This window comes from Streptomyces sp. P13-3-3 (genome assembly GCF_050571355.1).
In the GTDB taxonomy this organism is placed as follows: Bacteria; Actinomycetota; Actinomycetes; order Streptomycetales; family Streptomycetaceae; genus Streptomyces; species Streptomyces althioticus.
The window spans coordinates 352,926-364,552 of the sequence record NZ_CP192228.1 but is presented as its reverse complement, the minus strand read 5'-3'; the positions used below and the strand labels follow the sequence as shown (position 1 = coordinate 364,552).

The 11,627-nt window shown below is 70.5% G+C and carries 17 protein-coding genes; 5 read left to right on the top strand and 12 right to left on the bottom strand.

Features of this window, described 5'->3' with window-relative positions; translation table 11 throughout:
* Positions 1-33 precede the first annotated feature (33 nt).
* Positions 34-912, bottom strand: coding sequence for a winged helix-turn-helix domain-containing protein (locus tag ACQZOG_RS01745; RefSeq protein ID WP_203550571.1), 879 nt, complete (start codon positions 910-912; stop codon positions 34-36).
* A 184-nt stretch (positions 913-1,096) separates the two neighbouring features.
* Between ACQZOG_RS01745 and ACQZOG_RS01740 the strand changes: the two genes are divergently transcribed.
* Entirely contained in the window at positions 1,097-1,279 is a 183-nt protein-coding gene (locus tag ACQZOG_RS01740; RefSeq protein ID WP_058916540.1) for a hypothetical protein, read from the top strand.
* On the opposite strand, the gene ACQZOG_RS01735 is transcribed toward ACQZOG_RS01740, so the two are convergent.
* Both ACQZOG_RS01735 and ACQZOG_RS01730 read right to left on the bottom strand, forming a co-directional pair.
* Positions 1,270-1,995, bottom strand: a complete 726-nt coding sequence (locus tag ACQZOG_RS01735) for an HAD family hydrolase (protein ID WP_107685381.1) — start codon at positions 1,993-1,995, stop codon at positions 1,270-1,272. The two genes, ACQZOG_RS01740 and ACQZOG_RS01735, sit on opposite strands and share 10 nt — an antisense overlap.
* Before the next feature lie 29 nt (positions 1,996-2,024).
* The gene (locus ACQZOG_RS01730; protein WP_078492879.1) at positions 2,025-2,909 is read right to left on the bottom strand and encodes a GntR family transcriptional regulator; all 885 of its coding nucleotides are present in this window, start codon (positions 2,907-2,909) and stop codon (positions 2,025-2,027) included.
* A gap of 202 nt (positions 2,910-3,111) precedes the next feature.
* On the opposite strand from ACQZOG_RS01730, the gene ACQZOG_RS01725 reads away from it, so the two are divergent.
* Positions 3,112-3,300: a hypothetical protein gene (locus ACQZOG_RS01725; RefSeq protein ID WP_033277845.1), complete on the top strand. Its 189-nt coding sequence runs from the start codon at positions 3,112-3,114 to the stop codon at positions 3,298-3,300.
* Positions 3,301-3,360: 60 nt separating this feature from the next.
* Here ACQZOG_RS01725 and ACQZOG_RS01720 read toward each other — a convergent pair whose 3' ends face one another.
* On the bottom strand, positions 3,361-4,275 hold the full coding sequence (locus ACQZOG_RS01720) for a FadR/GntR family transcriptional regulator (protein WP_084207089.1): 915 nt from the start codon (positions 4,273-4,275) through the stop codon (positions 3,361-3,363).
* Between the two features lie 174 nt (positions 4,276-4,449).
* On the opposite strand from ACQZOG_RS01720, the gene ACQZOG_RS01715 reads away from it, so the two are divergent.
* Positions 4,450-4,635 (top strand): hypothetical protein, encoded by a 186-nt coding sequence (locus ACQZOG_RS01715; RefSeq protein WP_033277843.1) that lies wholly within the window; start codon positions 4,450-4,452, stop codon positions 4,633-4,635.
* A 174-nt stretch (positions 4,636-4,809) separates the two neighbouring features.
* Here the strand turns inward: ACQZOG_RS01715 and ACQZOG_RS01710 are convergent, their stop codons facing one another.
* Together ACQZOG_RS01710 and ACQZOG_RS01705 are read right to left on the bottom strand one after the other, a co-directional pair.
* Positions 4,810-6,066, bottom strand: a complete 1,257-nt coding sequence (locus ACQZOG_RS01710; RefSeq protein WP_033277842.1) for a GNAT family N-acetyltransferase — start codon at positions 6,064-6,066, stop codon at positions 4,810-4,812.
* Between the two features lie 60 nt (positions 6,067-6,126).
* The gene (locus ACQZOG_RS01705; RefSeq protein ID WP_033277841.1) at positions 6,127-6,774 is read right to left on the bottom strand and encodes a hypothetical protein; all 648 of its coding nucleotides are present in this window, start codon (positions 6,772-6,774) and stop codon (positions 6,127-6,129) included.
* Between the two features lie 177 nt (positions 6,775-6,951).
* On the opposite strand from ACQZOG_RS01705, the gene dtd reads away from it, so the two are divergent.
* Positions 6,952-7,377, top strand: coding sequence for a D-aminoacyl-tRNA deacylase (gene dtd / locus ACQZOG_RS01700; RefSeq protein ID WP_430741214.1), 426 nt, complete (start codon positions 6,952-6,954; stop codon positions 7,375-7,377).
* A gap of 37 nt (positions 7,378-7,414) precedes the next feature.
* On the opposite strand, the gene ACQZOG_RS01695 is transcribed toward dtd, so the two are convergent.
* The 3 genes from ACQZOG_RS01695 to ACQZOG_RS01685 are packed head-to-tail and all read right to left on the bottom strand — an operon-like array spanning position 7,415 to position 9,452.
* Positions 7,415-8,380 (bottom strand): YgfZ/GcvT domain-containing protein, encoded by a 966-nt coding sequence (locus ACQZOG_RS01695; RefSeq protein ID WP_037640381.1) that lies wholly within the window; start codon positions 8,378-8,380, stop codon positions 7,415-7,417.
* Positions 8,381-8,389: 9 nt separating this feature from the next.
* On the bottom strand, positions 8,390-8,827 hold the full coding sequence (locus ACQZOG_RS01690; protein WP_019524010.1) for a Fur family transcriptional regulator: 438 nt from the start codon (positions 8,825-8,827) through the stop codon (positions 8,390-8,392).
* A 49-nt stretch (positions 8,828-8,876) separates the two neighbouring features.
* Positions 8,877-9,452: an FABP family protein gene (locus ACQZOG_RS01685; RefSeq protein WP_033277838.1), complete on the bottom strand. Its 576-nt coding sequence runs from the start codon at positions 9,450-9,452 to the stop codon at positions 8,877-8,879.
* 237 nt (positions 9,453-9,689) lie between these two features.
* On the opposite strand from ACQZOG_RS01685, the gene ACQZOG_RS01680 reads away from it, so the two are divergent.
* The gene (locus ACQZOG_RS01680; RefSeq protein WP_033277837.1) at positions 9,690-10,052 is read left to right on the top strand and encodes a DsrE family protein; all 363 of its coding nucleotides are present in this window, start codon (positions 9,690-9,692) and stop codon (positions 10,050-10,052) included.
* A gap of 5 nt (positions 10,053-10,057) precedes the next feature.
* Here ACQZOG_RS01680 and ACQZOG_RS01675 read toward each other — a convergent pair whose 3' ends face one another.
* The 3 genes from ACQZOG_RS01675 to ACQZOG_RS01665 all read right to left on the bottom strand — a co-directional run bounded on the left by ACQZOG_RS01675 (position 10,058) and on the right by ACQZOG_RS01665 (position 11,555).
* Positions 10,058-10,318: a DUF3099 domain-containing protein gene (locus tag ACQZOG_RS01675; RefSeq protein WP_033277836.1), complete on the bottom strand. Its 261-nt coding sequence runs from the start codon at positions 10,316-10,318 to the stop codon at positions 10,058-10,060.
* A 71-nt stretch (positions 10,319-10,389) separates the two neighbouring features.
* Positions 10,390-10,677 (bottom strand): DUF1416 domain-containing protein, encoded by a 288-nt coding sequence (locus ACQZOG_RS01670; RefSeq protein ID WP_004986406.1) that lies wholly within the window; start codon positions 10,675-10,677, stop codon positions 10,390-10,392.
* Between the two features lie 32 nt (positions 10,678-10,709).
* Positions 10,710-11,555 carry a sulfurtransferase gene (locus tag ACQZOG_RS01665; protein ID WP_019524015.1) on the bottom strand — a complete coding sequence of 282 codons (846 nt, stop codon included), beginning with the start codon at positions 11,553-11,555 and terminating at the stop codon, positions 10,710-10,712.
* Between the last annotated feature and the right edge of the window lie 72 nt (positions 11,556-11,627).

Sequence of the window (11,627 nt, the reverse complement as noted above, 5' to 3'; positions counted from 1 at the left end):
TCAATCGGTGGCCGGAATCGTACAGCACCGCAGTCACTGGGCGAGGTGCTTCCACACGGAGTCGAACCACTGCTGCATGCCGTCCAGGAACACGGTGCCGGGGGCGCCGGCATCGGCCGGATTCTTCACATGGTGGGTGAGGGTCGCGCCCAGCCCCAGTACGTCCAGCGCGGTCACCACCTCGCCGTCCGCCAGCTCCAGCTGCCGCTCGATGATCTCGTACATGCCGTGCAGCGCCTCGGCCTCGTTGAGCAGGTAGAGCTTGAAGGTCGGGGTCAGCGGAGCGTGCCGAATCCGTACGTCGACCGATGGGACCAGGCCTTCGGTCTGGAGGTCCCTCAGCGCGCTGACCAGGGAGGCCGTATGCGTCTCCGTAATGGTCCGCAACCGCGTCCGCATCCGGGCGTCGTCCGGACTCTCCTTCACCCGCGGATACGGCAGCGGAAGTGACGGATCCGGAAGGAGCATACGGAGCGTGATGCGCTGGGGCGAGATGAAGCCACCGCGGATGCGTTCCGACTGCAGGCGAATGTGGGCGTCCAGGGACTCCGACGTCAGGGTGTACACGTCCAGCGTGACCTCAGGGCGCTCGAAGGCCTCGCTGATGAAGGGCGCCAGCGTCACCTGACCACGCACACGGGTCGCCTTGGCCGTCGACGACTGTATGCGCTGGACCTTCATGACCCGCGAGCCGCTGCCCCGCCGGGACTCGATCCACCCCTCGCTCGCCAGCTCCCGCAGCGCCCGCTGCACCGTGTCGCGTGAGACGCCCAGCTCCACGGCGAGGGCGCGCTGCGCCGGCAGGAAGGAGTGCAGGGGATAGACGTGCCCGATCCGCGCGCGCAACTCGTCGGCGATCCGCTGGGCCTCCCGCCCACCGCCGCCGCTTGACTCGTCACCCCTCCCGGTCACGACCGGAACGTACCGCTTTCGGTCCACCGGCAAACCAACCGTCCACAAGTCCCTGATACGGGCGGACCGTTGGTTAAGGGATCAACCGGTCCGGGCAGACAGCTCTCAGGCCAACCAGTCCAATTGGACCGCGAGTTGAGCGATTCCGGACGGTGTCGGAAAGTGGAGGGGAGATGGTCGGCTCATGTACCGCCTTCAGTTGATCACCGCGCTGGGCAAGCTGCTGATGAGCCTGCTGGCCGAGACGCGGCTGGGCGTGCTCGGCCTGGTTCTGCTCCTCCTCGTCGGTGTGGGCGTACGCGCCCGCCGTGAGGGGCTCGCCGTCGGGGCGGCCGTGGTGCTCACCGCGCTGATGATTCAGGCCTGACCGGCCTCCCACACCGCCTTCAGCACCGGCTCCAGCGACCCCACGATCCACTCCGCCCCCGCGTCCCGCAACACCTTGTTCTTCCGCTCGTTCCTGGCGTACCCCAGGAACGGCACCCCCGCCGCCCGCGCCGCGAGGAAGTCGGACGGGGTGTCCCCGATCATCAGGGCCGTCGCCGGAGCCGCGCCCATCGCGTTCAACGCCCGCTGGATGCAGTGCGGATGAGGCTTCAGGTGGCGGAGTTCCTGGGTGCGGCCGTAGATGTGCGGCGCGAAGCACGGCAGCAGGCCCCGGGACGTCAGGTACTCCTTCACCACCCGCGGCGAGTTGTTCGTCGTGATGGCCAGGCGGGCGCCCACCGCCGTCCAGGTGCGGACCAGGGGGTCGGCGTACGGCGTCGGCCGGGCGGAGGCCGCTGCCCTCAGCTCCTCCTGGGTGAGCCGTTCCTCGAGTTCCGCGACGAGGTCGCTGCCGGGGTGCCGGCGGTCCACCGCGCGCAGGACGACGTGCGGGTCGAGGGACTCGCGCGCGGACTCGTCCAGCAGCCCGTGCAGCCCCCGCCCCTCCAGCCAGTCCACCAGGTCCCGGGCCACCCGCTCGGCGGAGTGGCCGGCGAAGAGCCGGCAGACGGGGCCGTCGAAGTCCCACAGCACGACGCGGGCGCCTTCGATCAGGTTCCGCAGGTCGTTCGGTTCCGCCTCGGTCTCGGTTGTCACCGCTTCAGTCTGCTGCGTCTCAGAAGTCACTAGGAGAGTGTCAGGTCCGTCGTGATGGTTTCCCAGAGGGCGTCGAACCACTTCTGGGATTCCTCCACGAACGCCTGGTCCCGCCGGCCGGCCCGCTTGGCGAAGGAGAAGAGGAGGGAGGCGGAGCCGAGCGCGTCGTACATCTCCAGGGTCTGGCTCTCCCACTCCTCCTCGCGGCGGGTCAGCATGTAGTAGCCGATCAGCGCCTCCTCGCCGTTGAGCAGGTACAGCTTCACCGGCGGGGTGAAGGGCAGCGCCCGGAAGGACACGTGCACGTCGATGCCGTGCGTGGCGCGCAGCGCCTGGAGGTTGTGCTGGAGCACGCGGGCCTGGGAGTTGCGCTGGGCCAGCCACCGTTCGTGCACCGGATCCTCGTCGCCCGCGTCGCGGCCCTCGACCGGCACGGGGAAGGCGAGGTTGATCCGCCGGGACGGCAGCATGATGCGGACGTCGATCGCCTCGGGGCGGATACGGCTCTCGTGGATGTGCCGGACGGGCTCGCCGACCGCCAGCATGAAGCTCTCCGCGGTGAGGCACACGGCGTCGATCCGCACGCGGGGCGCGGAGAACGCCTCCGTCAGCCGGGGCGCCAGCCCCACCATCGTCGGCTGGGGCTCCTCCCGGACCGGGGCGGGCGCGGCGATCCGGGGCGGGCTTCCCTTGCTGACGTTGCTGAGGAGTCCGTCGTCCTGGAGGGCCCGCAGGGCCTGACGGACGGTGCCGCGCTCCACGCCGAACTCCTCGGCCAGCTCGGCCTGCGTGGGCAGCCGGTCGCCCGCCTTCAGCGCACCCCCGCGGATGCGTTCCCGCAGGATGTCGGCGATCTCCTGGGCCGAGAGCCTGCTGCTGCCGTTCACTGACACGTTCTCCTGGGCCACGACCAAACGCTACAACTTTGATCCATCTAAAGGCAGTTGTTTGAAAGTTGTTTATGAGTAGGAGCCAAGTGGGGACAACTCTACTGGAGTTGGTTGCCAACTTGGCGGAGTTGGCGGAGGTTAGCGTTCCGCTCTTCGGACAGTCACCGCCTCAGGGCCACCGGCGCCGTCGCCCCGTTTCACCGTCTCCGCCCGAAGGGGGTACACCATGCCCGTCATCGCCCTGATCTCCGCCGTCGTCGTCGTCACCGTCGAGCAGCTTCTCCAGTGGAGGTACGGCGCGGCCGGCCTCCTCGGCCTGCTGCTGGTCACCGTGGGCATCCACGCGAAACGGCCCGGTGTCAGCTCCGCCGGAGCGGTGCTGCTGGCGCTGCTCGTGGCCCGCCCCGCCCTGTGACCGGCCCGCCCCGGCCGCCGCGGAAGCGTGGCCGGCCCGACCAGGCCTCTGTGGGAGACGTCAGTCCGTGAGCTCAAGCTCCGAACTGATCGTCTCCCACAGTGCGTTGAACCACAGGCGGGACTGCTCCACGAAGGTCGTGTCGCGCAGGCCGTCGCCCTGCTCGAAGGCGAACAGCATCGACCGCACGCCCTGCGCGTCGTACGTCGGCAGGCTCTCCTGACCGATCAGCGCCTCGCTGCGGGTCACCGTGTAGTAGGCGAACAGCGCCTCGGTGTTGTTGAGCAGGTACAGCTTCACCGGCGGCGTGAAGGGCAGCGCACGGAAGGTCACGCGCACGTCGATCCCGTGCGTGGCGCGCAGGGCCATCAGGTTGTGGCGGAGCACCTGCCCCTGGGCGTTGCGCTGGGCCAGCCAGCGCTCGTGCACCGGGTCGTCGTCGCCCTGCCGCCCGCCGACCGGCACCGGGAAGGCCAGGTCGATGCTCCGGCTGGGCAGCAGGACGCGGACGTCGACCTTGGCCGGTTTCAGTCGCCCCGTGTAGATCTGCCGCAGCGGCTCGCCGATGGCGAGGGTGAGGGAGACGGCGGTGAGGCAGACGGCGTCGATCTTCACGTGCTCCGCCTCGAAGGCGGAGGCTATCCGGGGTGCGAGCGCCACCGTGGTGGGCTGCGGCGGGGCCGCGGGGCCCACCGGGGCGCGGTCGGCCCGCTCCGCGACCGTCGCGGGCGCCCCTTTCGAGATGTTCGTCAGCAGATGTTCCGACTGCAGGATGCGCAACGCGCCCCGCACGGCCTGCCGCTCGACGCCGAACTCGGCGGCCAGCTGCGCCTGCGTGGGCATGCGCTGACCCGGCCGCAGCACCCCGGACCGGATCCGGGCGCGCAGCTCGTCGGCCACTTCACGATGCGTCCGCTGTGGCCGCTGTGGCTTCTTCCGTCCATTGACGGAGGCGTGTTCCGGCTCCACGGCCAAACACTACAACTTCTCGCCATCTTGCGGGAGTTCAACGAAGGGTGGTTATAGGACTCTTCCAAGTGGAGATAACTAAGAATAAGTTGGTCACCAACTCGCCCAACCTGGTCGACCCGTAGAGGGGTTGGCTCACCAGGAGGGCGGTGGGGGGCCGCCGGACAAAGGGGGACCGCCATGCCGCTCATCGCCATCGTCGTCGCCGCCCTGGCCATCGGGTTCGAGCAGCTCGTCCAGTGGAAGTACGGCCCGATGGGGATCATCGCCTTCGTCGCCCTCACCGTGGGCATCAAGGCACGCAACACCATGATCGGCGGCATCGGCGCGGTCATCCTCGTGATGCTGTTCGCCCAGTCCGGCTGACGGCACTCCGCACGGACCGCCGGCCGGGCTCCCTTCCGGAGGGGAGCCGGGAGCCCGCCGACGGAGCACCACACCCACCACCACAACTGAACAGCTCGCTACGGATGCACGATCACGCCCACCCGTCACCGGCGGAAGGAGGAAGCGGCACCGAAGGCGCGGAGGCGTCCGCGCTCAGAAGATGTCCGGGCACCACGGTCGCCTGGACGTACGCAGCAGGGCGTCGGCCTGACGGGCGGCGCCCGCTCGTTCTTCCCGGACCCGGCCCAGCGCCGCGAGCCGCACCGCCGACTCGTCGCCGAGCCACAGCGTCGCCAGCTCCGCGACGTCCAGCGAGAGGTCCGGGTTGTCCGTCGTCGGCGCGCAGGTCCCGGCGCCGTCCGCCGACGCCTCCAGCCGGTACCGCCCGCCGGCCAGCCCGCCCGCGTCGGCCACCTCCAGCACCAGCGACCCCGCCGCCTCGTACGTCCGCGCCTCCAGGGCCCGTACGACGTCGAGGATGCGCACCCACAGCCAGTCGGCGTGGGTGGTCACGGCGGCGGCCCGCGGGTCGGGGAGGAAGTGCGGAAGCAGGTCGTCCGGGGCGCGGTAGCCGGTCTTCACCGCGACCACCCAGTCGATCGAGCACAGGTAGCGCCACAGCGCCCGCTCGGCGGCGGGGGTCACCCCGGTCAGCCACTTCACCCGGACCGTGTTGAGCGGCTGCTTGCCGTCGCCCCACTTGTCGTCCGCGGTGTAGGCGGCGATGCCCTCGACCTCACCGGAGGCCGAGCGGTAGATCACGTAGTACGGCTCGTGGAACGTCGCGTGGAAGCGCACGGCGCCCGTCGTGACCTTCCACCACAGCTCGTCACGGCTCACGACGCCCGGCTGGGAACGGCGCAGCCGCTCGTGCAGTTCGGGGCCGTGCTTGCGGACGTCCTCGGCGTCCACCAGGTCGATCCGGCCGCCGTCCTCCGGGCCCGCCCAGCGCGGGTCGAGCCCGGCGCGCGGCACGTCGATCGTCCACTCGGTGGCCCAGGTGGCGGGGCCGAAGCCGTACCGCCCGTAGATCGGGTACTCGGCGGCGATCAGCGTGGCGACGACGTCCCCGCGCTCCTTCGCCGCCGCCAGGTCCTGCGCCATCATCCGCGTCAGCAGGCCGCGCCTGCGGTGGGTCGGGGAGACGGTGACGTTGGTGACCGCGTCGGCCGGGACGGCCGCCCCGCCGACGGCCGTGAGCTCCTGCGCGAAGGAGCGGAACGTCGCGACGCAGCGCCCTCCGTCGAAGGCGGCCGTCGAGCGGCCGGGCGTGAACTGCGCCCGGCGCGCGTCGAGGATCTCCTCGTCCAGGGTCGGCCGGTGCAGGAACCCGATGTTCATGGCCCGCTGCCAGTCGGGGAACTCGGATGCGTCGATGGGGCGTACGTCGATGTCGGCACGGGAGGTCATGGGGTCACGGTAAGTCGGCCCCCCGGGAGGTGTCGACGTGGTTTCACCGGGACCCGGACCTCATGCGAGCAGGTCGTCGACCTGCGCCTCCCCCTCCCGGTAGCGCCGGGTGATCTCCGCCCCGCACGCGTCGGCGGTGCGCTGCAGCCGCTGCCGGCGGCGCGACACCTGCTGCTCGTACCCGACCAACCGGCCCATCGCGGTGTGCAGCTCTCCGTCCGTGCGCGCGCCCAGGTCGGAGAGCTCCACCTCGGCGAGCATCTCGGAGGCCAGCCGCCGGTACTCCTCGCTCCGCGGTGTGCCCAGCGTCAGATGGCGGGCGGAGGAACGGTGACGCGCGGGGGTGTCCCGCAGGATCTCCGCCAGCCGCTGCACGACGGAGGTCTCCCCCGGCGCGACGGCCGCCGGCACCCCTGACGGCAGGTCACGCCGGGCCAGCTCCGCGCGCAGGATGTCGATCCGCCCCTGCAGCAGCCTCCGTACGTAGCTGAGGTCGGCCTCGTCGCGCTGTGCGTCCCGCCGCATCGTGCGCAGTTCGGCCAGGCTCAGCCCGGTCAGTTCGTCCTCCGCCCCGTCCCCGGGCAGCGCGGGGCTGTCCGTGCGCTGCACGGGCGGCCGTCGGAACTCCCGTTCCCCGCCGCCCCCTTGGGTCAACTCCTGGGCCAACGCGACAGCCGCGGACGCCTGCCCGATCCCCGATGTGCTCATGTGCCTCAACCGTCCCCTCGACCGGCATGTGCCAGCATCGTGCCACCCCTGACGGCCGCAATGTGAGTGAGTGGCCCCGATCCGCCCCAGATGGGCGCTAAGGAGTAAAAATAGCCCGACCGGGGTGGATCGCGGGCCGCCGTCGGGCGTCTGTTCGCGGACCGGCATCATGGGCGTATGCGAGCAGTGGTGCAGAGGGTGGACGGCGCGAGCGTCGTCGTGGACGGCGAGACCGTGGGGGAGATCGAGGGCGAGGGCCTGTGCGTCCTGGTCGGCGTCACCCACGAGGACACCGAGGAGAAGGCGGCGCAGCTCGCCCGCAAGCTGTGGTCGATCCGGATGCTGAAGGACGAGAGGTCCTGCAGCGACGTCGGCGCCCCGCTCCTGGTGATCAGCCAGTTCACCCTCTACGGGGACGCCCGGAAGGGCCGCCGCCCCACCTGGAACGCCGCAGCCCCCGGCGATCTCGCCGAGCCGCTGGTCGACGAGGTGGTGGCCCAGCTGCGCGCGCTGGGCGCGACGGTGGCGACGGGCCGGTTCGGCGCGCGCATGCGGGTGTCACTGACGAACGACGGCCCGTTCACCGTGCTGCTGGAGATGTGAGGCCCACGGGCCGCGCGGGCCTCACGAACCGCGCGGCTCAGGGCTCGACGACGGTCTCCTGCGCGGCGGCCGTGTCCCCGGCCAGCAGCCGGGCGTCCACCGGGACGTTCCGCTTCACCAGGGCGAGGGCGACCGGCCCCAGCTCGTGGTGGCGTACCGAGGTCGTGATGAAGCCGATCTTCCGGCCGTCCGGCCCGTCGTCCGCCAGGCGCAGCTCGGTGCCCGGCACGGGCAGGTGCACCTCGCTGCCGTCCAGGTGCAGGAAGACCAGCCGGCGCGGCGGCTTGCCCAGGTTCTGGACGCGGGCGACGGTCTCCTGGCCGCGGTAGCAGCCCTTCTGCAGATGCACGGCGGAGCCGATCCAGCCCAGCTCGTGCGGGATGGTGCGGTGGTCCGTCTCGAAGCCGAGCCGGGGGCGGTGCTGCTCGACGCGCAGCGCCTCGTAGGCGAGGAGCCCGGCGGCGGGGCCCGCCGTGCGCGCGAACTCCTCCAGGTCGCCGCGGGGCAGGAAGAGGTCCCTGCCGTACGGCGTCTCGCGCACCGCCACGCCCTCGGGCACCTCGGCGATGGACCCGGCGGGCAGGTGCACCACCGCGACGTCCTCGGTGCGGTCGGCGACCTCGACCCGGTAGAAGAACTTCATCGACTCCAGGTACGCGACCAGCGCCTCCTGGGTGCCGGGCTCGACGTGCGCCCAGGTCGTCTCGCCGTCGTCGACCAGGTAGAGCGCGTGCTCGATGTGGCCGTTGGCGGACAGGATCAGCGCCTCGGTGGCCTCGTGCGCGGGCAGCTCCTGGACGTGCTGGGTGAGCAGCAGGTGGAGCCAGCCGAGCCGCTCGGCGCCGGAGACGGTGACGACCCCGCGGTGGGACAGGTCGACGAAGCCGGTGCCGTCGGCGAGGGCGCGCTGCTCACGGAACAGGTCGCCGTAGTGGGCGGCCACGCCTTCGTCCACGCCCTCGGCGGGGACGGCGCCGGGCAGGGTCAGCAGGGGGCTTTTCATACGCCTAGCCTACGACTCGGTAGTTGACGTCTTCAGGGAGCAGTCCTGGCACCGGCCGAAGATCGCGAAGTGCTTCATGTCGGTGTCGAAGCCGAAGGTGTCCCTCAGCTTCTCGGTGAATTCGGCGGCCACCTCCACGTCCGCCTCGATCACCTTGGTGCAGTCGCGGCAGACCAGGTGCAGATGGTGGTGGCGGTCGGCGAGGTGGTAGGTCGGCGCGCCGTGCCCGAGGTGGGCGTGGCTGACCAGGCCCAGTTCCTCGAGGAGCTCCAGCGTGCGGTACACGGTGGAGATGTTGACCCCCGACGCCGTCTTCCTCACTTCCACGAGGATGTCGTCGGGGGTCGCGTGCTCCAGGGTGTCGACGGCTTCGAGCACGAGCTGGCGCTGGGGCGTCAGCCGGTACCCGCGTTGCCTGAGGTCGCTCTTCCAGTCGGTGCTCACCACACCCACGAGTCTAGAGCCTGGGCCCCGGAGCACCCCGGGGCCGGACGGCCTACTTGAAGAACGCGATGCCGTCGTCCGGCATGTCGTCGGGCAGGGCCTTGGCCCAGCGCTCGACCTCCTCCGGGGTGACGACCTTCTTCAGGTGCGCCGACATGTAGGGGCGCAGCTCGACCTCGGGGGTCTGCTTCTCGCCGACCCACATCAGGTCGCTCTTGACGTAGCCGTAGAGCCGCTTGCCGCCGGTGTACGGGCCGGAGGCGGCGGTGCGCGCGACGGCGTCCGTGACCAGGTCGATCTGCGGCTTCTTCTCGGCCATCTCGCCGTACCAGATCTCGACGACGCCGTCGTCGCGGACCATGGTCACCTCGACCTTGCGGTCGGCGTCGATGCGCCAGTAGCCGTGCTCCGACTCCAGCGGGCGGACCTTGTTGCCGTCGCCGTCGAGCACCCAGGTGCGCGAGGAGTACTCCAGGAAGTCCCGCCCGTCGTGGGTGAAGGTGACCTCCTGGCCGAAGTTGCACTTCTCGGCACCGGGGAAGTCGTGCACGCCCGCGCCTGCCCAGTTGCCGAGCAGGAACGCGAGCGGGACGAGGTCCTTGTGCAGGTCGGACGGGATCTCGATCATGAGGGGTACTTCCTGGTCGCGGTCAGCGCTGGCCCTGGAACAGCTTCTTCACGGTCAGTCCGGCGAAGGCGAGGACGCCGACGCAGACCAGGACCAGCAGGATTTCGAAGAAGATGATCACGGGGTGCTCCTTGAGCGGGGGTGCGAAGGTGTGCACAGGGCCGACCCCAGCTTACGCGGCCGGGTGCGGCACCCGTCGTCCGAGGTGGGCCACGCGCCCCTGACTACCATGCGGGTATGGCGAAGAAGCTCGTGATCAAGGTGACCGCCGGGGCCGACGCACCCGAGCGCTGCTCGCAGGCGTTCACGGTGGCCGCGGTGGCGGCGGCCAGTGGGGTCGAGGTGTCGCTGTGGCTCACCGGGGAGTCGGCGTGGTTCGCGCTGCCGGGGAAGGCCGCGGAGTTCGAGCTGCCGCACGCCGCTCCGCTGCCGGACCTGCTGGACTCGGTGCTGGCGTCCGGCAAGGTCACGCTGTGCACGCAGTGCGCCGCGCGCCGGGAGATCACGGAGAAGGACGTGATCGAGGGCGTGCGGATCGCGGGCGCGCAGGTCTTCGTGCAGGAGGCCATGGCGGACGGCACGCAGGCCCTCGTGTACTGACCGGGCTAGCGGGGCCCTTTCCTGCCGTCCAGCTCGTCCCACCACTCGTCGGACTGCGGGTCGCCGGAAGGGTCGTCCCACCAGCGGTCGTCGGGGCCGCGCCGGTTGGCGACGATCGCGGCGACCGGCGGGATCACCATGGCGACCAGGCACATCGCCACGGCGGCGGGCACCGACCAGAGGCGTACGACGCCCCAGGCCAGGACGAACAGCCCGATGCAGCCGCCCATCATGGCGAAGTAGACATGACGCCTGCGCGCGTACATGTCTCCAGCGTAGGTCCGGACATGCCGAAGGGCCGCATCCACAGGGACGCAGCCCTTCGTGCTGAGCCTGCTCAGACCGCGATCGCGACCTCGGCCAGGCCGCCCTGCTGGGCGACGACCGTGCGGTCGGCGGTGCCGCCGGGCACCAGGGCGCGGACGGTCCAGGTGCCTTCCGCCGCGTAGAAGCGGAACTGTCCGGTCGCGGAGGTGGGGACCTCCGCGGTGAACTCGCCGGTCGAGTCGAGGAGACGGACGTATCCCGTCACCGGCTCGCCGTCGCGGGTCACCTGACCCTGGATGGTGGTCTCACCGGGCTTGATCGTCGAGGCGTCCGGGCCGCCGGCCTTCGCACCGCACATGTCTTACTCCTGAGAGGTCGGTCGGGGAGGGATTACTTGCCGGAGCCGAGCTCGATCGGCACGCCGACGAGGGAGCCGTACTCGGTCCAGGAGCCGTCGTAGTTCTTGACGTTCTCCACGCCGAGCAGCTCGTGCAGCACGAACCAGGACAGCGCGGAGCGCTCACCGATGCGGCACAGGGCGATGGTGTCCTTGGACAGGTCGATCTCCTCGTCCTCGTAGAGCTTCTTGAGCTCCTCGTCGGACTTGAAGGTGCCGTCGTCGTTGGCGTTCTTCGACCAGGGGATGTTGCGGGAGGTCGGCACGTGGCCGGGGCGCTGCGACTGCTCCTGCGGCAGGTGGGCCGGGGCGAGCAGCTTGCCGGCGAACTCGTCGGGCGAGCGCACGTCGACGATGTTCTGCTTGCCGATGGCGTCCACGACCTCGTCGCGGAAGGCGCGGATGGAGGTGTCCTGCGGCTTGGCCTTGTACTCGGTCTTCGGGCGCTCCGGCACCTCGTCGCCGGGGACCAGCTCGCGGGCGTCGAGCTCCCACTTCTTGCGGCCGCCGTCGAGGAGCTTGACGTTCTCGTGGCCGTACAGCTTGAAGTACCAGTACGCGTACGCGGCGAACCAGTTGTTGTTGCCGCCGTACAGGACGACCGTGTGGTCGTTGGCGATGCCCTTGTCGGACAGGAGCTTCTCGAAGCCCTCCTGGTCGACGAAGTCACGGCGGACCGGGTCCTGCAGGTCCTTGGTCCAGTCGATCCGGACGGCGTTCTTGATGTGGTTCTTGTCGTAGGCGGACGTGTCCTCGTCCACCTCCACGATCACGATGGTCGGGTCGTCCAGGTGCTCCTGGACCCAGTCGGCGTCGACCAGGACGTCGCTGCGAGCCATGCTGTTCTCCTCCGGGGCAGTTACGGGGGGCGTGCGGGTACGGGGGTGCGCGGCGCCCGGGCCGGGGCGGCG

Bases quoted from the DNA above. Each gene is read 5' to 3' on its own strand.
- ACQZOG_RS01740 (WP_058916540.1), top strand. From the start codon at position 1,097: ATGTACCGCCTTCAGTTGATCACCGCGCTGGGCAAGCTGCTGATGAGC.
- ACQZOG_RS01725 (WP_033277845.1), top strand. From the start codon at position 3,112: ATGCCCGTCATCGCCCTGATCTCCGCCGTCGTCGTCGTCACCGTCGAG.
- ACQZOG_RS01715 (WP_033277843.1), top strand. From the start codon at position 4,450: ATGCCGCTCATCGCCATCGTCGTCGCCGCCCTGGCCATCGGGTTCGAG.
- ACQZOG_RS01710 (WP_033277842.1), bottom strand. From the start codon at position 6,066: ATGACCTCCCGTGCCGACATCGACGTACGCCCCATCGACGCATCCGAG.
- ACQZOG_RS01705 (WP_033277841.1), bottom strand. From the start codon at position 6,774: ATGAGCACATCGGGGATCGGGCAGGCGTCCGCGGCTGTCGCGTTGGCC.
- dtd (WP_430741214.1), top strand. From the start codon at position 6,952: ATGCGAGCAGTGGTGCAGAGGGTGGACGGCGCGAGCGTCGTCGTGGAC.
- ACQZOG_RS01695 (WP_037640381.1), bottom strand. From the start codon at position 8,380: ATGAAAAGCCCCCTGCTGACCCTGCCCGGCGCCGTCCCCGCCGAGGGC.
- ACQZOG_RS01685 (WP_033277838.1), bottom strand. From the start codon at position 9,452: ATGATCGAGATCCCGTCCGACCTGCACAAGGACCTCGTCCCGCTCGCG.
- ACQZOG_RS01680 (WP_033277837.1), top strand. From the start codon at position 9,690: ATGGCGAAGAAGCTCGTGATCAAGGTGACCGCCGGGGCCGACGCACCC.
- ACQZOG_RS01675 (WP_033277836.1), bottom strand. From the start codon at position 10,318: ATGTACGCGCGCAGGCGTCATGTCTACTTCGCCATGATGGGCGGCTGC.
- ACQZOG_RS01670 (WP_004986406.1), bottom strand. From the start codon at position 10,677: ATGTGCGGTGCGAAGGCCGGCGGCCCGGACGCCTCGACGATCAAGCCC.
- ACQZOG_RS01665 (WP_019524015.1), bottom strand. From the start codon at position 11,555: ATGGCTCGCAGCGACGTCCTGGTCGACGCCGACTGGGTCCAGGAGCAC.